This is a genomic window from Streptomyces sp. NPDC019531 (genome assembly GCF_044903305.1).
In the GTDB taxonomy this organism is placed as follows: Bacteria; Actinomycetota; Actinomycetes; order Streptomycetales; family Streptomycetaceae; genus Streptomyces.
Genome location: NZ_JBJDQL010000001.1, coordinates 92,274 through 115,767, shown reverse-complemented (window position 1 = coordinate 115,767; position 23,494 = coordinate 92,274). Strand labels below are relative to the sequence as shown.

The following is a 23,494-nucleotide window of genomic DNA, read 5'->3' as shown; positions in this document are numbered from 1 at the left end:
GGGTGCTCCGGTACGGACGGGTCCCGCACATCCCCACGGTGTGCGGGCCCCGTTCACACATGTTCACCGATAGTCTCAACCACCCTTGCAGTCAACGGTGGTTGAGACGAAGGGGTGGGGCATGGGCGTGGTGATAAGGACGGCGGACGGAGGCGACCGCGAGCTGGTCGCGGGGCTGCTGGACTCGGCCTTCCAGGACGATCCGGTCAGCGGGTGGATCTTCCCGGGGGAGGAGGACCGGCGCACGACCCATCCCCGGCTGATGGCCGCGTTCGTCGACATCGTGCTCGCGGAGGGGCGGGTGGATGTGACGGAGGACGGGGCGGCGTGTGCGCTGTGGCTGTCTGTGGCGGCGGACGGGGGCGACGAGGACGACGAGGAGGGGTTCGCTCGACTGCGGGAGGCGCTCGACCCGGGCAACGAGCGGATCGAGCAGATCGGGACGCTCACGGCCGCGGTGCATCCCGTCGGGCGGGCGCACGAGTATCTGTGGATGATCGGCGTGGTGCCCGGGCGGCAGGGGGAGGGGCTGGGGGCCGCGCTCATCGGGTCGGTGCTCGAGCGGTGTGACCGGGAGGGGGTGCCGGCGTATCTGGAGGCGAGCAGTGTGCGGAGTCGGAAGCTGTATGAGCGGCTCGGGTTCGAGCTGGTGGATCGGCCGCTTGATCTGCCCGGTGGGCCTCAGATGTGGCCGATGTGGCGCGAACCGAGCGCTTCGCGATAGTGCCGTGACGGGCTGACCGGCGTCCGCGGGCCGGTGGGGGCTGGTCGCGCAGTTCCCCGCGCCCCTGGCCAGATCTCCGGAAACAGTGTTTCCACGATCCGGTCCACCAAGTCATACAGCAGCCCCAGCATCGCCAGATAGAGCACCGTGACCGTCTTGTCGCCGCCCGGGAGGCGGGTGGCTTCCAGGCGCATTTCCAGGAGGGCCAGGTGGCCCGTGCGGTCGTGGGGCGCGCGAGCCATCAGGTCGTTCATGAACGCCGCGACCAGGGAACGGTCCTTCGGCAGAGTCAGCGGCTCGGCGAGCTTGTCCGGGTCGGGGGCGAGCCGGATGTGGAGACGGGCGTCGATCTGCTTCAGCAGGTCGTCGCGGTGCGCGAAGTAGTTGGAGGCCGTGCCGACCGGCACCCTGGCCTCCGTCTCCACCGCGCGGAACGTCAGCCCTCGTGCCCCCTCGCGGGCGAGCAGCTCGACTCCCGTGTCCACGAGCGCGGTCCGGCGCTCCGGATTGCCGGCCATGTGGCCGCTTGCGAAAGCTCACGTACTTCATCGCCTGTTCGATCGACGGCTTCATCGCCGACGAGAGCGGCGACGCGTCGTTCATGTACCCCTTCGTCGTGGGGGAGTTCGCCGAGTACCTCAAGACGGAGCATCCCGACACCAACCCGAGCCATGTCCGACGGCTCATCGGCACCGACGGCGTCGGGCTCAAGGAGTTCGACACGATCAAGGTGCGCGAACTGAAGGCGGAGGACAGCGAGTTCGGCATCCACCTGTGCGGCGGCTCCAAGGTCGCGGGCGAACTGCGCGACGAGATCGACGAACTCGTCATCAAGACGTACCCGATCGTGCTCGGCACCGGCATGCCGATGTTCGGCTCCCGCTTCGCCGTCACCGAGTTCACGCTCGACACGACGCGCACGTTCGACAACGGCGTAGTGGTGCGGACGTACGGCAAAAAGAGCTGACGCAAGCGCCCGCGGCCCCTTCGCCCTACCCTGAGAACATGGGCAGCGACGAACGCGTCTGTCCCGCTTGCGGACAGCCGGTCCAGACAGTCGTACGGCGTCACAAGACGCTGGGTGCGTGGGTCCCCGTGTGGGTGGGTGGCCCGTGCCACAACCCCGAGTGCGAGGCGTACGCCGACGCGGACACCGAGTCCGACGAGGACCACGGCGGCACACCCGCCGGAAAAAGTTCCTGAACTCTGTCGAGAATCCGTCCCCGGCTCCGACGTCCCCTGTGAGAGCCGCCCCCGGGCGGCCGAGCCGACCGACGTCGAAGGAGCGGAATCATGAAGTACCTGGTCATGGTGCAGGGAACGCAGGCCGACTACGAGGCCATGCGTGGCAAGGGCTCCGAGCACTCCCCCGCCTGGAGCGAGCAGGAGATCCAGACGATGTACGCCTTCATGGGCGCGATCAACGACGACCTGTCCGAGACCGGCGAGATGCTCGACGGCCAGGGCCTCGCCGAGCCGGCGAAGGTCCGCCACGTCAGCCGGGACGCGGACGGCAAGGCCGTGATCACCGACGGGCCGTACAGCGAGACCAAGGAGCTGCTGTGCGGCTACTGGGTGCTGGAGTGCGAGAGCCTGGAGCGCGTCACGGAGATCGCCGAGCGCATCGCCCAGTGCCCCCAGCCCGCCGGCGCCCCCGAGTACCCCGTGGTGATCCGGCCCATCCTGGACGGCGCCGGGGACATCTGAGGACCGTGCGGCCGACCAGCGAGACCGAGGACCTGCTGCGCCTGCACGCGCCGCAGGTCCTCGGCGCGCTGGTCAGGCGGTACGGCCATTTCGACATCGCCGAGGACGCCGTACAGGACGCACTGCTCGCCGCGGCCGGGCAGTGGCCGTCGGCGGGACTGCCCGACAATCCGCGAGGGTGGCTCATCAGGGTGGCCTCGCGGCGGCTGACCGACGCGCTGCGCGCGGAGGAGGCGCGGCGGGCCCGGGAGGAGCGGGCCGCGGCGCTGAGCGTGCGCGAGACGGCCGTCGCCGACCGTGCGCCACGCGCGGACGACACCCTGTCCCTGCTGTTCCTGTGCTGCCATCCGCAGCTCGCTCCGGCCGCGCAGATCGCGCTCACCCTGCGCGCGGTCGGCGGTCTGACCACGGCGGAGATCGCGCGGGCGTACCTCATGCCCGAGGCGACCATGGCGCAGCGCATCAGCCGGGCCAAGCAGAAGGTGCGCGGCGTGAGCTTCGGGCGGCCGGAGAACTGGGAGGAGCGGCTGCCCGCGGTCCTGCACACCCTCTACCTGATCTTCAACGAGGGCCATACGGCGACCTCGGGACCCGCCCTCCAGCGGCGCGACCTCGCCGGCGAGGCGATCCGCCTGACCCGCACGGTCCACCGTCTCCTGCCCGACGACTGCGAGATCGCGGGCCTGCTCGCCCTGATGCTGCTCACGGACGCCCGCCGGGACGCCCGCACCGGCCCGAGCGGCGACCTCGTCCCCCTCGACGAACAGGACCGCGCCCGCTGGGACAAGGCGGCGATCGAGGAGGGCGTCGCCCTGGTCACCCGGGCCCTGGCCCGCCGCCACGCGGGGCCCTACCAGATCCGCGCGGCCATCGCCGCCGTACACGACGAGGCGCCCTCCGCGGACGAGACCGACTGGCGGGAGATCCTCGGCCTCTACGACGTTCTCGTACGGCTCGTTCCCGGGCCCGTGGAGCGGCTGAACCGGGCGGTCGCGGTCGCGATGGTGCACGGACCGGATGCGGGGCTCGCGGAACTGGACGCGCTCACCGACGAGTTGGGGCACCGGCTGGACGCCGTACGCGGGCATCTGCTGGAACGGGCCGGTGCGTACGAGCAGGCGCGGGCCGCGTACGAGTCGGCCGCCGCCAAGACCCTGAGCCTGCCCGAGCAGCGCTATTTGCGGGGGCGGGCGGCACGGCTGAGGCCTTAACGTGACGTCATGGCCACAACCCATCACATCGTGCACCTGACAGAACGTTCACTCTGGGAGGAGGCCCGCGCCCGGGGCACGTACGAGATCTCGACACGAGGGCGCACCCTCCAGGAGGAGGGCTTCATCCACTGCTCGACGCGCGAGCAGCTGCCCGGCACGGCCGCGCGCTTCTTCGCCGGGGTACCGGACCTGGTGCTCCTCGTCATCGACCCCGCCCGCCTCGACGTACCGCTGAAGTACGAGGCCCCCGAGCCCGGCGCCGAGGAGTTCCCGCACATCTACGGGCCCATCCCGGTGGACGCGGTCGTCGACGTGGAGCCGTGGGGGTGAGCGGTCGCCGCCGGTTACTGCGCTGGGCGCTGCTGGTGTGGGCGGCTCTCGTGGTCGTCGCGGGCGGGCTCAGGCTCTGGCTCCAGGACTCGGCCCAGCCGTCGGGGCCGTACGGCTGGGAGGAGAGCAGTCCGTCCCCCACGCTTCCGGAGGAGCGGCGGACCATGTGCCCAAGCCCCACCACCGACCCTGACGGCGACCGCACGATAGTGGCCTGCGCCTTCATCTCCGGCTAGGCAGCCCGCCCGTCTCCGGGTCCCGCCCCGTCAGGCAGTACAGGCCGCCCGCCGGGTCCCTCATCACCGTCCAGCTCCTGCCCTCGGCGACGAACTCGGCGCCCAGCCGCTCGTGTTCAGCCCGCGTCACCTTGATGTCCGCGCAGGCCAGGTCCAGATGGGCGGCTGCGGGCCGTTCCTCGTCGAGGCGCTGGAGGAGGATACGGACCGGAAGTCCGGGCGGGGGCTTGAGCACATGGAACTCGGCAAGCGAGCCGGGCAATGACTCCCACTCGGGCAACAGGGCGGTCCAGAAGGCGACTTCGGCGTCGTAGAGGGACGGCGGGACGTCTAGGCAGACCTGGTCGAGGCGGCTGCCGCGGACGACGGGCGGGCGGACGGATTCGCCCTCGTGCCAGGGGCCGACGCAGAACAACTGCCTGGCGGGCGAGCGCAGTACCGCCCACCGGGCATGCTCGGTGACGAGCTCCGCCCCCAGGCCACGCGCCGATTCCACGAACCCCGGTACGTCCTCGACGGCGAAGTCCAGGTGCGCGCCACCCTCGCCCGACACCACACCCTGCACCTTGACGCAGGCGTCGGCACCCTCCGCCAGCAGGGTCACGAACTCCCGCCGCTCACCCCTGAGTTCGGACAGCCGGGTGTCCGTGACCGCCGTCCAGAACTCACAGGCCCGGCCGAACACCCGCAGCGGGCGGTCGACGAAGGCGTGGGTCCACAAGATCGGTTGGCTCATGGAGGCGATCGTAGGTCAGCGGGCCTCCATGAACCGCAGCAGATTCCCCGCCGGATCCCGAAACGCACAGTCCCGCACCCCGTACGGCATGTCCATCGGCTCCTGGATCACCTCGGCCCCGGACTCCCGCACGCGCGCGAACAACGCGTCACAGTCGCTCGTGGTGAAGTTGACCCCCCGCAGCAACCCCTTCGCCAGCAGCCGCGCCATCGCCTCCTTGTCCGCGGGAGACGCGTCCGGATCCGCGGCCGGTGGCTCCAGGACGATGTCCACGTCCGGCTGGAGCGGCGAGCCGACCGTCACCCACCGCATCCCCTCGTACCCGACGTCGTTGCGCACCTCCATGCCCAGAACGTCCCGGTAGAACGCGATCGCCTTGTCGTGGTCGTCCACGGCGATGAAGCAGTTCCTGAGTTTGATGTCCATGGCTTCACGTTAGGCCCGCCGGGGCCGGGTGTGCCTGCGAACCACGCACGGGGGGATGCCCGCGATCTCCTCGTGGTCGCGGGCGCGGTAGGCGCTCGGGGTCTCGCCCACCAGTTCCGTGAAGCGGGAGCTGAAGGACCCGAGGGATGTACACCCCACGGCCATGCACACGTCGGTGACGGACAGGTCCCCGCGCCGCAGCAGGGCCTTCGCGCGCTCGATGCGCCGGGTCATGAGATAGCCGTACGGCGTCTCGCCGAAGGCCGTGCGGAAGCTGCGCTGGAAGTGGCCCGGTGACATCAGCGCGGTGCGGGCGAGCGCGGTGACGTCGAGCGGCTCGGTGTACTCGCGGTCCATCCTGTCCCGTGCCTGCCGCAGCCGCACCAGATCCTCGATGCTCACCATCACGCCAGCATCGCACGACGCTCACGAGCCGGGTGCGTGGACCTGGAACGGGCTTTGCCTCACGTTCGCCTGCCGTATGGAAGCGCTTGTTCCCATGGGAGGCATGGACCACATCACGTTCCTCGTGGCGGTCGTCATCGTCACAGCCCTGGCCTTCGACTTCACCAACGGATTCCACGACACGGCCAACGCCATGGCGACGTCCATCGCCACCGGCGCGCTGAAACCCCGGACCGCGGTTCTGGTGAGCGGCGTCCTGAACGTCGTCGGCGCCTTCCTGTCGACCGAGGTCGCCAAGACGATCTCCGGCGGCATCGTGGACGACACCCTGGTCTCCCCGGGGATGATCTTCGCGGGGCTGGTCGGAGCGATTCTGTGGAACCTGCTGACCTGGCTGGTCGGCCTGCCGTCGAGTTCGTCGCACGCCCTCTTCGGCGGCCTGATCGGCGCGGTGTGGGTCGGTGCCGGGTCCCATGGCGTCAACTTTGACAAGGTTGTCGAGAAGATCCTGATCCCGGCCGTGGCCTCCCCGGTCGTGGCCGGTGTGGCGGCGCTGATCGCCACCTACCTCGCCTACAAGCTCACCGCCCGAGGCCGCAAGGACTCGGTGACCAAGGGCTTCCGGCTCGGCCAGATCGCCTCTGCCTCCCTCGTCTCCCTCGCGCACGGCACCAACGACGCCCAGAAGACCATGGGTGTCATCACGCTGACCCTGATCTCGGCGGGCGCGCTCGGCCATGACGCCGGTCCGCCGGTCTGGGTGATCGCCTCGGCGGGTCTCGCGATCGGCCTCGGCACCTACCTGGGCGGCTGGCGGATCATCCGCACCATGGGCAAGGGCCTCACCGAGATCCAGTCCCCGCAGGGCTTCGCCGCCGAGACCGCGTCCACGACGGTCATCCTGACCTCCGCCCACCTCGGCTTCGCCCTGTCCACCACCCAGGTCGCCTCGGGCAGCATCCTCGGCGCGGGTCTCGGGCGCAGGCTGGCGGAGGTCCGCTGGGGCATCGCGGGCAGGATGGTCCTCGCCTGGCTGATCACCCTGCCCGCCGCCGCGCTGGTGGGTGGCCTCTCCGCGAGCGCGGTCAAGCACGGCGGCAACTTCGGCACCGTCGTCGTCGCGCTGGTCGGCGCCGCCGTCGCCGCGGGCATCGTGCTCATCTCCCGCAGGAACCCGGTGAGCCACCACAACGTCAACGACGGCCACGAGGTCGCAATCCGCACCGCGGCGCCGGCCAGCGTCGGCACGGCCGCCTGAGCCCTTCCTAGGAGTTCCTGTCATGAGCATCGACTGGACCGCACTCGGCCAGGTCACCGCGGTGAGCATCGGCGTCACCATCGCGGTGGTCGTCGTCTTCGCCCTCGGCGTCCTCGGCCTCGCCCGCTTCGAGGGAGCGAGTGAGGATGGCAGCAGCACGTCGACTCTCGGCGTCGCCCAGGCCGGACTGTGCTTCCTCGCCTGCGCGGCCGTGGTGGCGTACGGCATCTATCTGATCGTGCCGCAGTTCCACTGAGAGGGGACTTACGATGACGCCCCTGCTGAGCGACCTGAAGGTCGACTACACCGACCCCGACGACCCGGTGCTGATCCGCCCGGACGGGAGTCCGATCGACACCTGGCGGGAGAACTACCCCTACGCGCACCGCATGGAGCGCAAGGAGTACGACTGGCACAAGCGGCTCCAGCAGATCGAACTGCTGAAGCTGCAGAGCTGGATCAAGGAGAGCGGACGTCGGCTCGTCATAGTCTTCGAAGGGCGGGACGCGGCCGGCAAGGGCGGCACGATCAAGCGCTTCACGGAGCACCTGAACCCCCGTGGCGCGCGGGTCGTGGCGCTGGAGAAGCCGACCGAGCGCGAGCGCGGGCAGTGGTACTTCCAGCGGTACGTCGAACATCTGCCGACCGCGGGCGAGATCGTGCTGTTCGACCGGTCCTGGTACAACCGGGCCGGAGTCGAGCGGGTCATGGACTTCTGCACGGACGACGAGTACCGGCGCTTCATGCGGCAGGCCCCGCTGTTCGAGCGGATGCTCGTGGACGACGGCGTCGACCTGCTGAAGTTCTGGTTCTCGGTGTCGCAGGGCGAGCAGCGCACCCGCTTCACCATCCGCCAGATCGATCCCGTACGGCAGTGGAAGCTCAGCCCCATGGACCTCGCCTCCCTGGACCGCTGGGACGACTACACCGCCGCCAAGGTCGCCATGTTCCGTGAGACGGACACCGAGTTCGCGCCCTGGACGGTGGTCAAGAGCAACGACAAGAAGCGGGCCCGCGTCGAGGCGATGCGCAGTGTGCTGGCCCGCTTCGACTACTCGGACAAGGACGAGGAGGTCGTCGGTACGCCGGACCCGCGGGTCGTGGGCGCGGCGGCGGGCCTGCTGGAGGCGGGCGAGGCCTAGGAGCTGCTCCACAGGGCGGCGACCGCCGGCGCTGCCTCCGTGCCCTGGGCGAAACCCGCGTGGCCCGCGGGTGTCCTGCTCGCCGGGGACAGCGGATCGTCGCCGAACGCGGTGAGGGCGGCCTCGTCGGGGGTGATGACCTCGACGAGGCCGCCGCGCTCCACTATGGCGGCCGCGTCGGCCTCCAGCACCGGGTCGGGCATCGGGGCGACGACGAGCGTACGGGCGTGTCCGGCCGCGAGATCGAGGTTGGTGAAGGAGCGAGCACCGCCGTCGATGTGAGGGACACCGTCGATGGTCGCGGCGGGCCAGACGCCGGGGACGGCGCAGCTCGCGGCCACGGCGTCCACCAGGCCGATGCCCGAGGCGCGGTCGAGGACCCGGGTCTCGCCGGTGCGGGCGTTCACCGCGATCACGGACAGCGGGCGCCCCGGCCAGTCGTGGGACGGCAGCCGGCCCTCGATGACGGACCGCCGCTCGGCCTCGGTCACGGTGTCGGCGGCCAGCGCCATCTCGCCCGTCCTGCGCAGCCGTTCGACCGGGTCACCGACCTCGGCGTCCAGCTTCGCGGCGAACTCGAAGACGGCGGCGAGCGCGCCCTCGCGCGGCAGCAGCTCCTCGCGCTGGAACGCGGGGTCCACCTGGGACCGCAGCAGCTCAGGCAGCGGTGTCGCACCGGCGAGCTGCGCGGCCACGACCGAGCCGGCCGAGGTGCCGAGCAGCAGGTCCGCGTCGCCGACGTCCACGCCCGAGTCGGCGAGCCCCGCGAGGACTCCCGTGGCCCACGCGATCCCGGCGACTCCGCCACCGCCGACGACCAGTGCGCGTTCCCCACTCATCCCTGCCCCCACTCCGGCTTCTCGGATCGACTCCAGTGTCAAGTCCCGCCAGGACAGGGGCTATTCCTGGGCCGGCATGAGTACCGGTACTCATGCCGGAGCGCGGCGCCCGGGACACCGTGGAGACAGCCCACAGGACCGACCCGAAGGAAGCCGCGATGTCGAAAGCCTCCCGCCCACGCCGACTGCTCGCCCTCGCCACCGGCAACTGGCTCGCCCGTGGCTATCTCGGGGTCCTCGCCGCGTCAGTCCTGTCCACGTTCCTGTTCCCGGACAGCCTCCTGGCCATGGCCCCCATGCTGCTCACCGCGCCCCTCTCCTTCCTGGCCGTGCCCCTCCCGTTCGGCCCCGGCACCCAGGGCGGCGCAGCGGTCGAGGTGCTCGCCGTCGGCCTCTGGGCCGTATGGCTCCTGGTGTGCGCCCTGGTGAACGCCGCCGCGCTGGGCGCCCTCGCCACGGGGGCGGCTCGGCCCGCCACCGGGTCCGCACGGTTCGGGGCGGGGTTCGCACGGCGCACCCCGCGGTCGGCACGGCCCGGCCCGCGGGAGCCCGTTCCGCACCGGCTCCGCGCCCTGTTGGCGCCAGCCGTCGACAACTGGCTCGCGCGCGCGTATCTCGCCGTGGTCGCGGCCTCGCTGGGCGTCTTCCTGTGGGCCGTCTACCTCTCCCCGGACCCGGGGTTCGCCGGCATCTGGCCCCTCATGGCCGCGGCCCCGCTCAGCTTCTTCGCCCTGCTCCCGTCGGCCCCCGTGCAGTACTCCGGTCTCGACTGGCTGAGCCCCCTGCTCTTCTCCGCAGGCGTGGCCGTGTCCGGCCTGGTCAACGCCGCGGTACTGGGCCGGCTCGCCCACCGGCTGCGGCCCCGCGAGCCGCGTCCGACGGCCTGAACAGCACGAAGGGGCCCGGACGGTGAACCGTCCGGGCCCCTTCGGCACGCTTCCCGATCCGCGATGGTGCACCGATCGCCGATCAGGCAGAGCAGGCCGTGTGTCAGGCCTTCTTGGTCTCCCAGAAGATCTTGTCGATCTGGGCGATGTAGTCCAGAGCCTTCTGGCCGGTGGCCGGGTCGGTCGAGCCCTTGGCGGCCGAGAGGGCCTTGAGGGCGTCGTTGACCAGCTGGTGCAGCTCCGGGTACTTCTCGAAGTGCGGGGGCTTGAAGTAGTCGCTCCAGAGCACGGAAACGTGGTGCTTCGCGAGCTCGGCGCGCTGCTCCTTGATGACCGTGGCACGCGCCTGGAAGTGCGGGTCGTCGTTGGAGGCCATCTTCTCCTGCACGGCCTTCACCGACTCCGCCTCGATGCGGGCCTGGGCCGGGTCGTACACACCGCAGGGCAGGTCGCAGTGTGCGCTGACCTTGACCTTGGGGGCAAACAGGCGGGAAAGCATGGAGCATTCCTTCCTCGTGATCGTCTTCTCAGGTGCGACATTACTCCCTGGGAGAGGCGAATTCGCGAGTGCCCCCATGGGCTTAGGACAAAAGTCCGGGGTCAGACTGAGACTGGTGGACGAACGTACCGGGGAGGTGCCGGGGATGCCGGAGCTGTCGCAGGAGACCGAGCGGGAGAGGTCCTTGCTGCCCTTCGTGGGGGTGGCCGAGGTGACCGGGCCGTCGATGGTGCCGACCCTCCATCACGGGGACCAGCTGGTCGTCCACTGGGGTGCCCGGGTCCGGCCCGGTGACGTGGTGATCCTGCGCCATCCCTTCCAGCAGGACCTGCTCGTCGTCAAGCGGGCCGTGGAACGGCGCGAGGGCGGCTGGTGGGTGCTCGGGGACAACGCGTTCGCGGGCGGCGACAGCTCTGACTACGGCGCCGTACCGGAGGACCTCGTCCTGGGGAGGGCCCGGCTCAGGTACCGGCCGCTCCCGTCCGGTCAGCGCTCGCCGCTGGCCGCCGTGCGCTGGGCGCTGTCCGCCGTACGGCCCGTCTTCCCCGACCGGTCGGCCTCCAGGCGCTTGCGGGCCCGGTAGGCGGCCACGTTGGCGCGGGTGGCGCAGCGGTCGGAGCAGTAACGCCGGGAGCGGTTGGTGGAGGTGTCGAGGTAGGCGTTGCGGCACGGGGCCGCCTCGCACAGGCCCAGCCGGTCCACGCCGTACTCGGTGAGATGGAAGGCCAGGCCCATCGCGGCGATGGCCGCGTAGCCCGCCGTCGCGTTGGACGGATGGTCCGCCAGGTGCATGTGCCACAGCGGGCGGCCGTCGTCGTCGCGGAAGTCGTGTCCGGAGATCTGCGGGCTCACCGGGAACTCGAGGAGGAGTGAGTTCAGCAGGTTCACCGCCAGTGACTCGTCGCCCTGGTCCGCCGCCTCGAAGACCGCCCGCAGCCGGCCGCGGACCGAGCGGAAGCGGGTGACGTCGGTCTCGGTGGCCCGGCGGCCCGCCTCCTGGCTCACCCCGAACAGATCACGGACGGCCTCGACCGAGGTCAGCGCGTCCTTGCCCCGGGCCGGGTCCTCGCTGTTGACCAGACGTACGGCGTAGTCCGAGTAATAGGCCAGTTCCACTTGTAGTCCTTACGGAGGCGTTCTATCGTCGTGATGCGGTCGGGTAACAGCTGATCGTGTATCCAGGGTATTACGACAGCGAGGGGACAGGGGGCTCGAATGACCACCGGTGTCGACACCGACTGGCAGGGCTGGCAGGAGAGCTGGGACCGGCAGCAGGAGTGGTACATGCCGGACCGCGAGGAGCGGTTCCGGATCATGCTCGACATGGTCGAGGCCCTCGTCGGGCCCGAACCGCGCGTCCTCGACCTCGCCTGCGGCACCGGCACCATCACCGCCCGGCTGCTCGCCCGCTTCCCGCAGGCCACCAGCACCGGGATCGACCTCGACCCCGCCCTGCTCACCATCGCGCGCGGCACCTTCGAGGGCGACGACCGGGTCACCCTCGTCGAGGCCGACCTGACGGACCCGCACTGGCCCGCACGGCTGCCGCACGAGTCGTACGACGCGGTCCTCACCGCCACCGCCCTCCACTGGCTGCGCCGCGACCCCCTCGCCGCGCTCTACGGCCGGATCTCCGAACTGGTCCGGCACGGCGGCGTGTTCCTGAACGCCGACCACATGATCGACGACAGCACTCCCCGGATCAACGCGGCCGAACGGGCCCATCGGCACGCCGCCATGGAGCGGGCGCGACGCGACGGCGCCGTCGACTGGGCCGAGTGGTGGCGGCTGGCCGCCGAGCACCCGACGCTCGGGGAGCCGACCGCCCGCCGCTTCGAGATCTACGGCGAGCACGCGGAGGGCGACACACCGTCGGCGGACTGGCATGCGCGTGTGCTGCGCGAGGCCGGTTTCGGCGAGATCCGTCCGGTGTGGTCGTCACCGTCGGACACGCTGCTGCTCGCGCTGAAGTAGGGGCATGCGAAAGGGGCGGTACGACCTCGTCGTACCGCCCCTTCGTCGTCGTACCGCTAGAGCACCTTCGACAGGAACGCCTGGGTGCGCTCGTGCTGAGGGTTGGTCAGGACCTCGCGGGGGTCGCCGGACTCCACGACCACGCCGCCGTCCATGAAGACCAGGCTGTCGCCGACCTCGCGGGCGAAGCCCATCTCGTGGGTGACGACGACCATCGTCATGCCGGACTCGGCGAGGTCGCGCATGACGTCGAGGACGTCGCCGACCAGCTCGGGGTCGAGGGCCGAGGTGGGCTCGTCGAAGAGCATCAGCTTCGGGTCCATCGCGAGGGCCCGGGCGATGGCGACCCGCTGCTGCTGGCCGCCGGAGAGCTGCGCCGGGTAGGAGTTGGCCTTGTCGGCCAGGCCCACCTTCTCCAGGAGCTCCGTCGCGCGTTCCCGGGCCTGGTTCCTGCCCGTGCCCTTGACCTGGACCGGCGCCTCCATGACGTTCTCGAGGGCCGTCATGTGCGGGAACAGGTTGAACCGCTGGAACACCATGCCGATGTCCCGGCGCTGCAGCGCGACCTCGCTGTCCTTGAGCTCGTAGAGCTTGTCGCCTTTCTGGCGGTAGCCGACCAGCTCGCCGTCGACGTACAGCCGCCCGGCGTTGATCTTCTCCAGATGGTTGATGCAGCGCAGGAAGGTCGACTTGCCGGAGCCCGAGGGGCCGATGAGGCAGAAGACCTCGCCCTGCTTCACTTCCAGGTCGATGCCCTTGAGGACCTCGACCAGACCGAAGGACTTGTGGACACCCTCGGCCCTCACCATGGCGGTCATGCCCCGCCCCTTTCACGGCTGAACGCCATCAGGTTGACCTTGATCCGCTGCCACGGCGTCGGCGGCAGGCTTCGGGACGAACCGCGGGCGAAGCGACGCTCCAGGTAGTACTGGAAGACACTGAACACGCTGGTCATGACCAGGTACCAGATGGAGGCCACGAACAGCATCTCCATCACGGCGTAACTGGTCGAGCCGATCGTCGAGGTGGCGCGCAGCAGTTCGTTGTACGTCACCGCGTACACCAGCGACGAGGTCTTCAGCATGTTGATGAACTCGTTGCCCGTCGGCGGCACGATCACCCGCATCGCCTGCGGGATCACGATTCGGCGCAGCGTCTTGGCATGGCTCATGCCGAGCGCGTGCGAGGCCTCCGTCTGGCCCTCGTCGACGGCCAGCAGACCGGCGCGGCAGATCTCCGCCATGTACGCCGCCTCGTTCAGGCCGAGACCCAGCAGGGCGCACATGAACGGGGTCATCACGTCCGTCATCTCGTCCTTGTAGATCGGACCGAGATTCAGGACCGGGAAGATCAGCGCCAGGTTGAACCAGAGCAGCAGCTGGACGTAGACCGGCGTCCCGCGGAAGAACCAGATGTAGACCCACGCCACCCAGCTCGTCACCGGGTTCTTGGACAGCCGCATCACGGCCAGCACGACGCCCAGGACCACGCCCAGGATCATCGACAGAACGGTGATCAGCAGGGTGCGGCCGGCGCCGGCGAGGACCGTGGAGTCGAACAGCTTGTCGCCGACCGCGTTCCACTGGATCTTCTCGGCGGTGGCGAACGCGTTGACCAGCAGGGCCACCAGCGCCAGTACGACGACGGCGCTGACGTAACGGCCGTAGTGGCGTACGGGGATGGCCTTGATCGCCTCGGGGGCGACGGCGGGCCCCGGCGTGTCCGCCGGTTCCTTGTCGAGCTTGTCAGTCACAGTGACTGCCCTTCAGTGGTACGGGTCCGTCACTTGCCGCCGTTGATCGCGGCCTTGTCGATGGCGCCGGTCTCGGCGCCCCACTTCTCCAGGACCTTCTTGTACGTGCCGTCCTTGATGATGGCGTTCACGGCCGCCTCAAGGGCGCTCGTGAGCTCCTTGTTGTCCTTGTTCACGGCGAGGCCGAACGGACCGGCGTCGACCTGCTCGCCGACCACCTCGAAGGCGTTGCCGCCGTCGGCCTTGCGGGCGATGTCGACGGCGACCGGGTAGTCGTTGACGCCCGCGACGGCGCCGCCCGACTTCACCCGGGTCTGCGCCTCGGTGTCGTTCTCGAAGGGCTCGATGTCGATCTTCTTCTTGCCGGCCTCGGTGCACTTCTTGGACTGGGCCTGCAGCGCCTGCTCGTACGTCGTGCCGCGCTGCACGGCGGCCGTCTGCCCGCAGAGGTCATCGATCGAGCCGATCTTCTTCGGGTTGCCCTTCTGGACGTAGATGGCGGTGCCGGCCGTGAAGTAGTCGACGAAGTCGACACCCGGGCCGAGCTTCTTGCCCTTGTCGTCCAGGCCCTCCTGGCGCGCCTTGGTGTCCGTGATGGAGGACATGGCGACGTCGTAGCGGCCGGAGTTCAGGGAGCTGATCAGGCCGTCGAAGGAGCCCGAGGTGAACTGGAACTCCACGCCCAGCTGCTTGCCCAGCGCCGCCGCGATGTCGGGGTCGACGCCGACGATCTTGCCGCCCTCCTGGTACTCCATGGGGGCGTACTCGGCGTTGGTGCCGACCTTGATGACGCCGGCCTTCTGGATGTTCGCAGGGAGCTTGTCGAACAGCGGCGCGCTGTTGGACGACTCGTCGGAGCTGCCGCTGCCGGTCTGGTCACCGCAACCGGTGAGAATCAGTGCGCCTGCGACCGCGATCGCACCTACCGCGGCTGTCCTGGTGCGCGCGACGGTCGTACGACGGGTGGAGCTTGCGGTCATGGTGGGTTCCTCCGGCGGATGGGTGGAGTTGCCGATGGGCGGGCTGCTGCCGATGGGTTCGGCAGCACTGCCTTCGTTCCTCAGGTCGACGAGAGCACACGCCTTCGAGTGTCGCGACCTCGTGTGATTACGGCATCTTGCCATTCGGACTGGACCATTCAGGGGGCCAGCCATGTCAAAATCGGATAACGGGTGGCCTCCGAACCGCACCATGTCCGTACATCGTGACCGGACCATCTGCGGGAATCTGGCATTCCGGCGGGAAGATCTTCGGTGCGGGTCGCGTCGCGGGAGATCGGGCCGGGGCCGGGTGAGGTGGGCTGAGCGCCCGCTCGGTGATCGTCAAGGGGCTGTGGAGGACTTGTCCGGATCATGTCCCATGATTCATGTCACCGCTCTCCGGTGATCGATGATCGATTTGCGTTGCGACATGTGACCTTGCACGTATTGGACTCGTCCTCGGCGCCGGTCGTCCGGTAAGAAGGTTCTCTACACCCCTCATCCGGGGCTCAGGGCGCGTGTGCGGCGCGCCCGTCGCGTACCGGCCCGTACGTATCCGTATGTGTCCACGACCAGGGCCGTGCGCGGTGCCCGCCCGCTCCTCAACCAGGAGCGGCCACCCTCAAACCATGAAGACCTAAGGGGTACAACAAAGTGGCAGCGGAGATCGTCAATCCTCGCAGCGACAGTCATACGGGCCAGGAAGGCGGGGCGGAGCCCCTCGATTCCTTCGACCCCGCGTTCGCGCTGCACCGTGGCGGCAAGATGGCCGTGCAGGCCACCGTGCCGGTCCGTGACAAGGACGACCTGTCCCTCGCGTACACGCCCGGCGTGGCGAAGGTGTGCAGCGCCATCGCCGAGCAGCCGGAACTCGTCCACGACTACACATGGAAGTCGTCCGTCGTCGCCGTCGTGACCGACGGTACGGCCGTGCTGGGGCTCGGTGACATCGGGCCCGAGGCCTCCCTCCCGGTGATGGAGGGCAAGGCGATCCTGTTCAAGCAGTTCGGCGGTGTGGACGCGGTTCCGCTCGCGCTGGCCTGCACGGACGTCGACGAGATCATCGAGACCGTGGTCCGTCTCGCGCCGTCCTTCGGTGGTGTCAACCTGGAGGACATCTCGGCTCCTCGGTGCTTCGAGATCGAGAAGCGGCTCCAGGAGCGGCTGGACATTCCCGTCTTCCACGACGACCAGCACGGGACCGCGGTCGTGACGCTGGCGGCGCTGCGGAACGCTGCGCGGCTGAGCGGGCGGTCGATCGGGGATCTGCGTGCGGTGATCTCCGGTGCCGGCGCGGCCGGTGTCGCCATCGCCAAGATGCTCGTCGAGGCGGGCATCGGGGATGTCGCCGTCGCCGACCGCAAGGGTGTCGTGTCGGCCGACCGGGACGACCTCACGTCCGTGAAGCGCGAGCTGGCCGGGTTCACCAACAAGGCCGGCCTCTCCGGGTCGCTGGAGGACGCGCTGGCGGGCGCCGACGTCTTCATCGGCGTCTCCGGCGGTACGGTCGCGGAGTCCGCGGTCGCCTCCATGGCGGAGGGTGCCTTCGTGTTCGCGATGGCGAACCCGACTCCCGAGGTGCACCCGGATGTCGCGCACAAGTACGCGGCCGTGGTGGCCACAGGGCGGTCCGACTTCCCGAACCAGATCAACAACGTGCTGGCGTTTCCGGGCATCTTCGCGGGGGCGCTGCAGGTGCGGGCCTCCCGGATCACGGAGGGCATGAAGATCGCGGCGGCGGAGGCGCTGGCGTCTGTCGTCGGGGACGATCTGGCGGCCGATTATGTGATTCCGTCGCCGTTCGATGAGCGGGTGGCGCCGGCGGTTACTGCGGCGGTTGCTGCGGCGGCTCGGGCTGAGGGTGTTGCTCGCCGCTGAGCATGATCGTTTCGCTGGGGTGGCTCCGTCCGGGGTGTGGTTGCGGGCGGGGCCATTTCTTTGCCGTGGGGTGCGGCTGGTGGGGTGAGGGGGGGTGCCTGCGGCGGCCTGTGCGGGGTGGGGTGGGGGCGGGCGTTTTGCGCAGTTACCCGCGCCCCTGAGTGCCAGCGGCGGCCTGCTTCGGCTTGGTGGGGGGGGGGGGAGCCCCTGCGGGGTGGGGGGGGGGTCGGGGCCCGGTGGGGGGGGGGGGGGGGGGGTTGGGGGGGGGGGGGGGGGGGGGGGGGGGGGGGGTTGGGGGGGGGGGGGGGGGGGGGGGGGGGGGGGTGTCCGTCCTCGGTCCGGCGGCTCGGTTGCTTCAGATGTGCTCTGTGACGGACGCCGGCCGCTGCGGGCGGACACCCCCCACCCCGTCCCCTTCGCGCCGTACGCGGCTGTCGGCCCGTCGTGCTTTTAGGGGCGCGGGGAACTGCGCGACCAGCCCCCACCGGGCCGCAGCCGCCCACAACCGAACCCGGCACCCCCATAGGCGCACCGTTCCGCAACAGGGCGTGTGTCACAACGTCCCCCGGTTCCCCGCGCCGCCGGCGGACCCTATCGTCAAGGCCATGTTCGCTGTCTACGCTGCCCGAATCGACCGCGACGACCCGCTCTCCGGACTGGAGTCGGGGGAGCGCCCGGCCCCCGAAGCCCGCCCGGGTTGGAGCGTCGTCGACGTCAAGGCCGCTTCCCTCAATCACCATGACCTCTGGTCCCTGCGTGGCGTGGGCCTCGCGGAGGACAAGCTGCCGATGATCCTCGGCTGTGACGCAGCCGGTGTCGACGAGGACGGCAACGAGGTCGTCCTGCACTCCGTCATCGGGCAGAGCGGGCATGGGGTCGGTCCGAAGGAACCCCGTTCCATCCTCACCGAGCGCTATCAGGGCACGTTCGCCGAGCAGGTGACCGTGCCGACCTGGAACGTGCTGCCCAAGCCGAAGGAGCTGTCCTTCGCGGAGGCCGCCTGTCTGCCCACGGCCTGGCTGACGGCGTACCGGATGCTCTTCACGAACGCGGGCGTACGGCCCGGTGACTCCGTGCTGGTGCAGGGCGCCGGCGGTGGTGTCGCCACGGCAGCCATCGTGCTGGGGAAGGCCGCGGGGCTGCGTGTCTTCGCCACCAGCCGGGACGAGGCCAAGCGGAAGCGTGCGCTGGAGCTGGGTGCCGTGGAGGCCGTGGCGTCGGGCGCGCGGCTGCCGCAGCGGGTGGACGCCGTCATCGAGACCGTGGGCGCCGCCACCTGGTCGCACTCCGTGAAGTCGCTCAAGCCGGGCGGCACGCTGGTCATCTCCGGCGCCACGAGCGGCGACCGCCCCTCGCACGCCGAACTGACCCGGATCTTCTTCCTGGAGCTCAAGATCGTGGGGTCGACCATGGGGACCAAGGACGAACTGGAGGACCTGCTCGCGTTCTGCGCGGCCACGGGGGTGCGTCCCGTCATCGACGAGATCCTCCCGATGGACCGTGCCCGCGAGGGCTTCCAACGGGTGGCCTCCGGTGAGCAGTTCGGGAAGGTCGTGCTCACGAACGGCTGACCTTCTGCTCCTTTCCTCGATTGGCGGCCGACCCGGGTGCGGGTCGGCCGTCGGCGTTTGTCAACCGTGGTTGACGTGCCGGTCTTGTCAATGTAGGTTGACATCATGACCGAAGCAACGGATCTCGCCGAGCGTGCGGGCGATCGCGATCCCCGGGTAGGGCTGCGTGCCGTCGCCGCACTGCGCAGGCTGCTGGAGCAGCTGGAGTCGGTGCAGGTGCGCAGCGCGCGCAACCAGGGCTGGTCGTGGCAGGAGATCGCCGCGGAACTCGGAGTGAGCAGACAGGCCGTGCACAAGAAGTACGGGAGGCATTGATGTTCGAGCGGTTCACGAAGGACGCCCGCGCGGTGGTCATGGGCGCGGTCGAACACGCCGAGGGTGGCCGCCGTGACCGTCACATCGGAGACGAACACATCCTGCTGGCCCTGACGGTCAGGCCCGGCGTTCCCGGGGAGGTCCTCGCCGACCACGGGGTCACCTACGACTCGGTCGTCCGTGTTCTTTGGGGCGGGGGAGAGGCGAAGGCCGGTTGCGTCGACCGTGGCGGTTTTACGTCAAACACGCATGAGGTTGATGTTAATACTACTCACCAAGTTATTACCTGTGCTTCAGTGGTGTTCGCATCTGGCGGGTCCTGACCGTTCCGCTGAGAGCATCAGTCAACGGGCGGCCGAGGGGATAGCGTCGCCAGGGGGGATCTCGACATGTTGCGATGCCGGTCATGGAGGCCGCCCGCGCGCGCCTGGCAACTGTCACGTTCATCGCGCTGACGCAGCGTATCTGCTCAACTCCTCGACCACCCGGCGCTGTTGCGCCCCACTCGCCTCATCACCGGCGCCTGCGTCGCTTCGCCGCGCGGGCGAGCCGCCGTGCGCCCATGCGCCCCAGCGAAGGAGAAGCCGTCGCCTATGGCCGACGAGATGGTCCGTAGAGCCCAGACGTTCGTGAACGCCGCCTATGAGGGCAAGCTCGGCATCGACCGCATACCCGAGACCGGTGTGACCGGGTGGACGACCATGTTCGCCCTCACCCGAGCTCTCCAGTACGAACTTGGCATCACCGCCCTGTCGGACACTTTCGGACCCACGACCCTGAGCACGCTCCAGTCGAAGTACCCGAGTCTGAACAGCGGTACGGTCCCGAGCGAGAACTTCTGCCGGATCATCCAGTCGGGCCTGTACTGCAAGGGCTACGACGGCGGTGAGATCGACGGCAAGTACAACGAGCGTGTCCAGGCGTCCATGATCAAGCTCAAGCAGGACATGGGCGTCGACTTCGCGTTCCCCGGCAGCAACCTGACACCGAAGGTGTTCAAGGGCCTGCTCAACATGGACGCCTACATCACCGTCAACAGCGGCTCGGACGCCATCCGCGCGGTACAGCGCTGGCTCAACGGCGAGTTCGTGAACCGCAGGGACTTCAACATCATCCCCTGCGACGGGCACCACTCCCGGGACGTCGCCAAGTCCATGCTCTACGCGGTCCAGTACACGATCGGCATGGCCGACGGTGTCGCCAACGGCGTGTTTGGCCCCGGTACCCAGGCCGGCTTGCGGGACCACACCCTGGACATCGGCTCCTCCGGCACCTGGGTGCAGCTGTTCTCCGGCGGCATGGTCCTCAACCAGCGCCCGGTGTCCTTCGTCTCGACCTTCACCAGCGGACTCTCCAGCGCCGTCAGCCAGTTCCAGTCGTTCGCGAAGCTCCCGGTCACGGGCCGGGGCGACTTCTCGACCTGGGCCTCGCTCCTCGTCTCCTACGGTGACCAGGCCCGCAAGGGCGAGGCCTGCGACGGTGTCACCCGGATCACCCCGGCGCGCGCGACCGCGCTGAAGGCCGAGGGCATCCAGTACATCGGGCGGTACCTCACCAACCCGTCCACCACATCGCTGCCCGAGAAGGCGATCCAGTCCGGCGAGCTCCAGACGATCGCCGACAACGGTCTGCGCTGCTTCCCGATCTACCAGACCTTCGGGCGCGGCGCCGAGGACTTCAGCTACCCCCTCGGCCGCGCGGCGGCACAGGCCGCGATCAACGCCGCCCTCGACCACGGCTTCAAGTCCGGCACCCGGATCTTCTTCGCCGTCGACTTCGACGCCCTCGACCAGGACGTCACCAGCAGCGTCCTGCCGCACTTCAAGGGCGTTCAGGATGCCATAGCCGACGACGGCAACCGGTTCGCGATCGGCGTCTACGGCCCGCGCAACGTGTGCACCCGTGTCTCCGTGGCCGGCCACGCCACCGCGTCCTTCGTCTCCGACATGTCCTCCGGCTTCTCCGGCAACTTTGGCTATCCACTGCCCGAAAACTGGGCGTACGACCAGATCGTCACGCGGACCGTCGGGTCCGGCGCCGGAGCGATCGAGATCGACAACAACATCGCCTCTGGCCGTGACACCGGGCAGGGCTCCTTCGACGCGCCCCGGCCCAGCAAGCCCGACGTGCGGCTCGCCGACAGCATCATCGAGTCCATGCAGATCGACGTTGGCAAGTTCATGGAGTCGCTCGGCTACCCGCTGGACGGCGGCACCCGCAGCTACCAGCACTGGAAGTGCTTCCAGTCGACCGTGGTCGACCACGACGACGTGATCACGAACCTGTCCAACCGGTACAACATGCGCAAGGCTCTGCTCCAGACTTCCGCCTACTGGGAGATGCGGCACATCGAGCCATCCGACGAGGCCGCGTGGCTGGCGGTGATCGCCGCGTACGCGACCACGGGCGAGTACATCAGGGACACGTCCACCGGTATCGCAAAACAGCGCGCCGTGACACTCGTCGGCGCCTGGAACCACTGCCTCATGGCGGATTATGTCGATGGGCGCCCGATCCTCGACGTGAACAGCGACGACGACAAGTACTCGATCTGGAAGAACGCCTACGACAGCGAGGAGTTCGCCCTGACCAGCGTCGCCATGATCCACAACTGGGACATCGACGGCAAGCCCGGCGGCGACGACGACTCCCCGGCCCTGCGGCGCCCGAGCCTTGACTACACCGACACCGAGATCTACGAGGTCCTGCGCCGCTACCAGGGGCCGCGCGTGGAACCGGCGTTGTCCGAGGCGAAGAAGCGCCTCGGCCTGTACTACGTGATGGAGAAGTACAACTCCATCTCCCGCAACATGTGACAGGAGTTCAGGTGTCAGGAGACGCTCCCTTCGAAGGACACAACTCCGTTCTCGTGCTCCTGCTGATCGTCCTCGGAGTCATCGCCACGCCCTGGCTGACCGTCCGCGGCATCAGCCTGCTGGTCCGTGCCCGGACGGTCAGGACGAGGAGAGCGTGGCTTGGGGCGGCGGCGACCCTGGCGTGGGCCGCCCTGCTCGCCATGTACACCTGGGGCGTTCTGCACCTGTTCTTCTTCGACGACACCGACCAGTCCCGTGTGTGCAACAAGGCGGTCGGCGCGAGACAACTCATCGGGTATGAGCCGTCGTTCATTCCACTGAGATTCGGATGCAGAACCGGCGACGGCGACGTCGTCGAAGCGGAGGTCATCCCCTCGTACGTCAATCCCGTGGCAGCGGTCCTCGCGGTCTGCGCCGTCACACTCACCGGATTCACGCGCGTGCAAGCCAAGGAGGAACAGAAGTGACAGCCCCTCTGTCGCGACGCACCGCCCTGCGTCGCGCCGCCTTCATAGCCGCCGGCACCCTCGCCGGATCACAGTTGCTCGCCACACCCGGACACGCGGCGAGCCCGACCCCCGACCCCGCCAAGCTGCGCGAGGCGGTACGAAGAGCCCAGGAACGCGCCCAGCAGCGCGAGGACCATGTGTTGGCCAGAACTGTCTCGCACAACGGCTGGGACATGGAGAAGGTCGCCGACGACCGCGGGAACATCTACACCCGGCCCGTCCCCGGCACCCCGCTCGACGTCCGTGTCCGCATGGGCGATGTCGAGACCGTCCTCGTCCATGTGATCCGCCGTTTCCACTACGACATCGACGCCCTCGGCGTGCGCGGCGAGCCCCGCCCGGTCGAGGGGTGGGTGCCCCCGTCGGAAATCCGTGACAGCCGTAGCCCCGAGTCGAACCTGGCGTCGGGCACCGCGGTTGTCGTCCGTCCCGGCTCGTATCCGCTGGGCGCGCGCGGCGGCTTCACCGCAGCCGAGGAACTATTGATCAGGGACATACTCGCCGACTGCGAGGGCGTGGTCCGTTGGGGCGGCGCCGACCGTCGGCCGTACGAAGGCCTCTTCTACCTGAATGTGAAGCCCGGCGACGCGCGGCTGGAGAAGGTCGCCGTCAAGCTCCGCGCCTGGGATGGGGCCCCCGGCCAGGGTGCCGGGGTGCTCGTCGACATGTCGCAGCCCGCCCGCCGCCGCCGTGCCACGCGCGCCGCCTGACCGACTCGAAGGGAAGAACACCATGAAGCTGAGAACCTCGGTGCTCGCGATCACCGCCGTCATGTTGGGGTTGACGGTGACGCCGGCTCAAGCGAGCACGAGTGACGAGAACCAGATGAGCCCGGAGGCCTGCTCGAAGACGCAGGCCGAGTCCACGTTCAAGTACGCGATCTACTACAACTCGAACCACGGCGGCGCGTACCGCAACATCGGCTACAGCGTCTACGACTTCGCCGACGAACGGATCGGCGGCGCCCCGCAGGGTGGTCTCCAGCCACTCAACTTCTGCCACGGGGGCAACGGCAACGGGCAGGGGATCAAGAACAACGCTGCCTCAGTGAAGAACAAGCACACGACCTACTACGCGGTGACCTACTTCAACAGCGGGTACAAGGGGTCGTCGGACTGGTCGAGCCCGAGCTCGGGGAGAAATCTCTCTGTGACGTACAACGAGAACGCGTCTTTCGCCTGGCAGACGCTGTAGTGAGGTGCGGGTTGCGCAATTCGGGTGCGCTTGTGACCCTCGTGGCGGTGATGTCGGTGGCGGGATGTTCGGCAAGTTCGGACGGTGCGAAGTCGTCCCGG

At 69.2% G+C, this 23,494-nt stretch carries 30 protein-coding genes and 1 pseudogene; 21 read left to right on the top strand and 10 right to left on the bottom strand.

Translation table 11 applies throughout. The features are described 5' to 3' along the window. Window positions 1-121 precede the first annotated feature (121 nt). Window positions 122-724: a GNAT family N-acetyltransferase gene (locus ACI2L1_RS00595; RefSeq protein ID WP_404737115.1), complete on the top strand. Its 603-nt coding sequence runs from the start codon at window positions 122-124 to the stop codon at window positions 722-724. On the opposite strand, the gene ACI2L1_RS00590 is transcribed toward ACI2L1_RS00595, so the two are convergent. Continuing rightward, window positions 682-1,242: a TetR/AcrR family transcriptional regulator gene (locus ACI2L1_RS00590; RefSeq protein ID WP_404737114.1), complete on the bottom strand. Its 561-nt coding sequence runs from the start codon at window positions 1,240-1,242 to the stop codon at window positions 682-684. The two genes, ACI2L1_RS00595 and ACI2L1_RS00590, sit on opposite strands and share 43 nt — an antisense overlap. An 8-nt stretch (window positions 1,243-1,250) precedes the next feature. On the opposite strand from ACI2L1_RS00590, the gene ACI2L1_RS00585 reads away from it, so the two are divergent. The 6 genes from ACI2L1_RS00585 to ACI2L1_RS00560 all read left to right on the top strand — a co-directional run bounded on the left by ACI2L1_RS00585 (window position 1,251) and on the right by ACI2L1_RS00560 (window position 4,211). After that, window positions 1,251-1,691, top strand: coding sequence for a dihydrofolate reductase family protein (locus ACI2L1_RS00585; protein WP_404737113.1), 441 nt, complete (start codon window positions 1,251-1,253; stop codon window positions 1,689-1,691). A 38-nt stretch (window positions 1,692-1,729) separates the two neighbouring features. Continuing rightward, entirely contained in the window at window positions 1,730-1,927 is a 198-nt protein-coding gene (locus ACI2L1_RS00580) for a hypothetical protein (RefSeq protein WP_404737112.1), read from the top strand. 90 nt (window positions 1,928-2,017) lie between these two features. Next, window positions 2,018-2,431 (top strand): YciI family protein, encoded by a 414-nt coding sequence (locus ACI2L1_RS00575; protein ID WP_404737111.1) that lies wholly within the window; start codon window positions 2,018-2,020, stop codon window positions 2,429-2,431. A 5-nt stretch (window positions 2,432-2,436) separates the two neighbouring features. Then, entirely contained in the window at window positions 2,437-3,642 is a 1,206-nt protein-coding gene (locus tag ACI2L1_RS00570; protein ID WP_404737110.1) for an RNA polymerase sigma factor, read from the top strand. 9 nt (window positions 3,643-3,651) lie between these two features. Further along, complete coding sequence (locus ACI2L1_RS00565; protein ID WP_404737109.1) at window positions 3,652-3,975, top strand: DUF952 domain-containing protein; 324 nt, start codon at window positions 3,652-3,654, stop codon at window positions 3,973-3,975. Beyond that, window positions 3,972-4,211, top strand: coding sequence for a hypothetical protein (locus tag ACI2L1_RS00560; protein ID WP_404737108.1), 240 nt, complete (start codon window positions 3,972-3,974; stop codon window positions 4,209-4,211). Before ACI2L1_RS00565 ends, ACI2L1_RS00560 begins: the two co-directional genes overlap by 4 nt. On the opposite strand, the gene ACI2L1_RS00555 is transcribed toward ACI2L1_RS00560, so the two are convergent. The 3 genes from ACI2L1_RS00555 to ACI2L1_RS00545 are packed head-to-tail and all read right to left on the bottom strand — an operon-like array spanning window position 4,198 to window position 5,778. Further along, window positions 4,198-4,947 (bottom strand): VOC family protein, encoded by a 750-nt coding sequence (locus ACI2L1_RS00555; RefSeq protein WP_404737107.1) that lies wholly within the window; start codon window positions 4,945-4,947, stop codon window positions 4,198-4,200. The two genes, ACI2L1_RS00560 and ACI2L1_RS00555, sit on opposite strands and share 14 nt — an antisense overlap. A gap of 15 nt (window positions 4,948-4,962) precedes the next feature. After that, a complete protein-coding gene (locus ACI2L1_RS00550; protein WP_404737106.1) occupies window positions 4,963-5,373 on the bottom strand; it encodes a VOC family protein in 411 nt (136 codons plus the stop codon). 9 nt (window positions 5,374-5,382) lie between these two features. Continuing rightward, complete coding sequence (locus tag ACI2L1_RS00545; RefSeq protein WP_404737105.1) at window positions 5,383-5,778, bottom strand: helix-turn-helix transcriptional regulator; 396 nt, start codon at window positions 5,776-5,778, stop codon at window positions 5,383-5,385. Window positions 5,779-5,881: 103 nt separating this feature from the next. Here ACI2L1_RS00545 and ACI2L1_RS00540 point away from each other — a divergent pair, with 103 nt between their 5' ends. Genes ACI2L1_RS00540 through ppk2 form a run of 3 tightly spaced genes read left to right on the top strand, consistent with a single transcriptional unit; the run spans window position 5,882 to window position 8,178 of the window. After that, window positions 5,882-7,036 carry an anion permease gene (locus ACI2L1_RS00540; protein ID WP_404737104.1) on the top strand — a complete coding sequence of 385 codons (1,155 nt, stop codon included), beginning with the start codon at window positions 5,882-5,884 and terminating at the stop codon, window positions 7,034-7,036. 22 nt (window positions 7,037-7,058) lie between these two features. After that, a complete protein-coding gene (locus ACI2L1_RS00535) occupies window positions 7,059-7,292 on the top strand; it encodes a hypothetical protein (RefSeq protein WP_404737103.1) in 234 nt (77 codons plus the stop codon). A 13-nt stretch (window positions 7,293-7,305) separates the two neighbouring features. Then, window positions 7,306-8,178 (top strand): polyphosphate kinase 2, encoded by an 873-nt coding sequence (ppk2, locus tag ACI2L1_RS00530; protein ID WP_404737102.1) that lies wholly within the window; start codon window positions 7,306-7,308, stop codon window positions 8,176-8,178. Here the strand turns inward: ppk2 and ACI2L1_RS00525 are convergent. After that, a complete protein-coding gene (locus ACI2L1_RS00525) occupies window positions 8,175-9,017 on the bottom strand; it encodes a patatin-like phospholipase family protein (protein ID WP_404737101.1) in 843 nt (280 codons plus the stop codon). The genes ppk2 and ACI2L1_RS00525 overlap by 4 nt on opposite strands. A 158-nt stretch (window positions 9,018-9,175) precedes the next feature. Here ACI2L1_RS00525 and ACI2L1_RS00520 point away from each other — a divergent pair, with 158 nt between their 5' ends. After that, entirely contained in the window at window positions 9,176-9,904 is a 729-nt protein-coding gene (locus ACI2L1_RS00520) for an SCO4225 family membrane protein (protein ID WP_404737100.1), read from the top strand. A gap of 103 nt (window positions 9,905-10,007) precedes the next feature. Here ACI2L1_RS00520 and sodN read toward each other — a convergent pair whose 3' ends face one another. Beyond that, a complete protein-coding gene (gene sodN / locus ACI2L1_RS00515; protein ID WP_386503514.1) occupies window positions 10,008-10,403 on the bottom strand; it encodes a superoxide dismutase, Ni in 396 nt (131 codons plus the stop codon). 145 nt (window positions 10,404-10,548) lie between these two features. Between sodN and sodX the strand changes: the two genes are divergently transcribed. Continuing rightward, window positions 10,549-10,986 carry a nickel-type superoxide dismutase maturation protease gene (sodX, locus tag ACI2L1_RS00510; protein ID WP_404737401.1) on the top strand — a complete coding sequence of 146 codons (438 nt, stop codon included), beginning with the start codon at window positions 10,549-10,551 and terminating at the stop codon, window positions 10,984-10,986. On the opposite strand, the gene ACI2L1_RS00505 is transcribed toward sodX, so the two are convergent. After that, entirely contained in the window at window positions 10,890-11,519 is a 630-nt protein-coding gene (locus ACI2L1_RS00505; RefSeq protein WP_404737099.1) for a CGNR zinc finger domain-containing protein, read from the bottom strand. The two genes, sodX and ACI2L1_RS00505, sit on opposite strands and share 97 nt — an antisense overlap. A gap of 99 nt (window positions 11,520-11,618) precedes the next feature. Here ACI2L1_RS00505 and ACI2L1_RS00500 point away from each other — a divergent pair, with 99 nt between their 5' ends. After that, window positions 11,619-12,377 (top strand): class I SAM-dependent methyltransferase, encoded by a 759-nt coding sequence (locus tag ACI2L1_RS00500; protein ID WP_404737098.1) that lies wholly within the window; start codon window positions 11,619-11,621, stop codon window positions 12,375-12,377. Window positions 12,378-12,433: 56 nt separating this feature from the next. Here the strand turns inward: ACI2L1_RS00500 and ACI2L1_RS00495 are convergent, their stop codons facing one another. Genes ACI2L1_RS00495 through ACI2L1_RS00485 form a run of 3 tightly spaced genes read right to left on the bottom strand, consistent with a single transcriptional unit; the run spans window position 12,434 to window position 15,110 of the window. After that, window positions 12,434-13,195, bottom strand: coding sequence for an amino acid ABC transporter ATP-binding protein (locus ACI2L1_RS00495; RefSeq protein WP_404737097.1), 762 nt, complete (start codon window positions 13,193-13,195; stop codon window positions 12,434-12,436). After that, on the bottom strand, window positions 13,192-14,130 hold the full coding sequence (locus tag ACI2L1_RS00490) for an amino acid ABC transporter permease (protein WP_404737096.1): 939 nt from the start codon (window positions 14,128-14,130) through the stop codon (window positions 13,192-13,194). Before ACI2L1_RS00490 ends, ACI2L1_RS00495 begins: the two co-directional genes overlap by 4 nt. A 29-nt stretch (window positions 14,131-14,159) precedes the next feature. Then, window positions 14,160-15,110 carry an ABC transporter substrate-binding protein gene (locus ACI2L1_RS00485; protein ID WP_404737095.1) on the bottom strand — a complete coding sequence of 317 codons (951 nt, stop codon included), beginning with the start codon at window positions 15,108-15,110 and terminating at the stop codon, window positions 14,160-14,162. A 654-nt stretch (window positions 15,111-15,764) separates the two neighbouring features. Here ACI2L1_RS00485 and ACI2L1_RS00480 point away from each other — a divergent pair. From ACI2L1_RS00480 to ACI2L1_RS00445, 8 genes and pseudogenes are all read left to right on the top strand, one after another. Beyond that, the gene (locus ACI2L1_RS00480) at window positions 15,765-16,988 is read left to right on the top strand and encodes an NADP-dependent malic enzyme (protein ID WP_404737094.1); all 1,224 of its coding nucleotides are present in this window, start codon (window positions 15,765-15,767) and stop codon (window positions 16,986-16,988) included. A 605-nt stretch (window positions 16,989-17,593) separates the two neighbouring features. Then, on the top strand, window positions 17,594-18,559 hold the full coding sequence (locus ACI2L1_RS00475) for a zinc-binding dehydrogenase (protein WP_404737093.1): 966 nt from the start codon (window positions 17,594-17,596) through the stop codon (window positions 18,557-18,559). Between the two features lie 105 nt (window positions 18,560-18,664). After that, window positions 18,665-18,874, top strand: a complete 210-nt coding sequence (locus tag ACI2L1_RS00470) for a helix-turn-helix domain-containing protein (RefSeq protein WP_007384656.1) — start codon at window positions 18,665-18,667, stop codon at window positions 18,872-18,874. 65 nt (window positions 18,875-18,939) lie between these two features. Further along, window positions 18,940-19,089: pseudogene (locus tag ACI2L1_RS00465) on the top strand (Clp protease N-terminal domain-containing protein); the annotation flags it as partial. A 378-nt stretch (window positions 19,090-19,467) separates the two neighbouring features. Continuing rightward, window positions 19,468-21,690, top strand: a complete 2,223-nt coding sequence (locus ACI2L1_RS00460) for a glycoside hydrolase domain-containing protein (RefSeq protein ID WP_404737092.1) — start codon at window positions 19,468-19,470, stop codon at window positions 21,688-21,690. 11 nt (window positions 21,691-21,701) lie between these two features. Beyond that, window positions 21,702-22,157 carry a hypothetical protein gene (locus tag ACI2L1_RS00455; RefSeq protein ID WP_404737091.1) on the top strand — a complete coding sequence of 152 codons (456 nt, stop codon included), beginning with the start codon at window positions 21,702-21,704 and terminating at the stop codon, window positions 22,155-22,157. Next, window positions 22,154-22,909 (top strand): hypothetical protein, encoded by a 756-nt coding sequence (locus ACI2L1_RS00450; protein ID WP_404737090.1) that lies wholly within the window; start codon window positions 22,154-22,156, stop codon window positions 22,907-22,909. The genes ACI2L1_RS00455 and ACI2L1_RS00450 overlap by 4 nt, the downstream gene beginning before the upstream one ends. Window positions 22,910-22,931: 22 nt before the next feature. Next, complete coding sequence (locus ACI2L1_RS00445) at window positions 22,932-23,393, top strand: hypothetical protein (protein ID WP_404737089.1); 462 nt, start codon at window positions 22,932-22,934, stop codon at window positions 23,391-23,393. The last annotated feature ends 101 nt before the right edge of the window (window positions 23,394-23,494 follow it).

Bases quoted from the DNA above. Each gene is read 5' to 3' on its own strand.
- ACI2L1_RS00475 (WP_404737093.1), top strand. From the start codon at position 17,594: ATGTTCGCTGTCTACGCTGCCCGAATCGACCGCGACGACCCGCTCTCC.
- ACI2L1_RS00535 (WP_404737103.1), top strand. From the start codon at position 7,059: ATGAGCATCGACTGGACCGCACTCGGCCAGGTCACCGCGGTGAGCATC.
- ACI2L1_RS00595 (WP_404737115.1), top strand. From the start codon at position 122: ATGGGCGTGGTGATAAGGACGGCGGACGGAGGCGACCGCGAGCTGGTC.
- ACI2L1_RS00495 (WP_404737097.1), bottom strand. From the start codon at position 13,195: ATGACCGCCATGGTGAGGGCCGAGGGTGTCCACAAGTCCTTCGGTCTG.
- ACI2L1_RS00555 (WP_404737107.1), bottom strand. From the start codon at position 4,947: ATGAGCCAACCGATCTTGTGGACCCACGCCTTCGTCGACCGCCCGCTG.
- ACI2L1_RS00500 (WP_404737098.1), top strand. From the start codon at position 11,619: ATGACCACCGGTGTCGACACCGACTGGCAGGGCTGGCAGGAGAGCTGG.
- ppk2 (WP_404737102.1), top strand. From the start codon at position 7,306: ATGACGCCCCTGCTGAGCGACCTGAAGGTCGACTACACCGACCCCGAC.
- ACI2L1_RS00580 (WP_404737112.1), top strand. From the start codon at position 1,730: ATGGGCAGCGACGAACGCGTCTGTCCCGCTTGCGGACAGCCGGTCCAG.
- ACI2L1_RS00550 (WP_404737106.1), bottom strand. From the start codon at position 5,373: ATGGACATCAAACTCAGGAACTGCTTCATCGCCGTGGACGACCACGAC.
- ACI2L1_RS00520 (WP_404737100.1), top strand. From the start codon at position 9,176: ATGTCGAAAGCCTCCCGCCCACGCCGACTGCTCGCCCTCGCCACCGGC.
- ACI2L1_RS00575 (WP_404737111.1), top strand. From the start codon at position 2,018: ATGAAGTACCTGGTCATGGTGCAGGGAACGCAGGCCGACTACGAGGCC.
- ACI2L1_RS00470 (WP_007384656.1), top strand. From the start codon at position 18,665: ATGACCGAAGCAACGGATCTCGCCGAGCGTGCGGGCGATCGCGATCCC.
- ACI2L1_RS00540 (WP_404737104.1), top strand. From the start codon at position 5,882: ATGGACCACATCACGTTCCTCGTGGCGGTCGTCATCGTCACAGCCCTG.
- sodN (WP_386503514.1), bottom strand. From the start codon at position 10,403: ATGCTTTCCCGCCTGTTTGCCCCCAAGGTCAAGGTCAGCGCACACTGC.
- ACI2L1_RS00460 (WP_404737092.1), top strand. From the start codon at position 19,468: ATGGCCGACGAGATGGTCCGTAGAGCCCAGACGTTCGTGAACGCCGCC.
- ACI2L1_RS00565 (WP_404737109.1), top strand. From the start codon at position 3,652: ATGGCCACAACCCATCACATCGTGCACCTGACAGAACGTTCACTCTGG.
- sodX (WP_404737401.1), top strand. From the start codon at position 10,549: ATGCCGGAGCTGTCGCAGGAGACCGAGCGGGAGAGGTCCTTGCTGCCC.
- ACI2L1_RS00445 (WP_404737089.1), top strand. From the start codon at position 22,932: ATGAAGCTGAGAACCTCGGTGCTCGCGATCACCGCCGTCATGTTGGGG.
- ACI2L1_RS00525 (WP_404737101.1), bottom strand. From the start codon at position 9,017: ATGAGTGGGGAACGCGCACTGGTCGTCGGCGGTGGCGGAGTCGCCGGG.
- ACI2L1_RS00545 (WP_404737105.1), bottom strand. From the start codon at position 5,778: ATGGTGAGCATCGAGGATCTGGTGCGGCTGCGGCAGGCACGGGACAGG.
- ACI2L1_RS00590 (WP_404737114.1), bottom strand. From the start codon at position 1,242: ATGGCCGGCAATCCGGAGCGCCGGACCGCGCTCGTGGACACGGGAGTC.
- ACI2L1_RS00485 (WP_404737095.1), bottom strand. From the start codon at position 15,110: ATGACCGCAAGCTCCACCCGTCGTACGACCGTCGCGCGCACCAGGACA.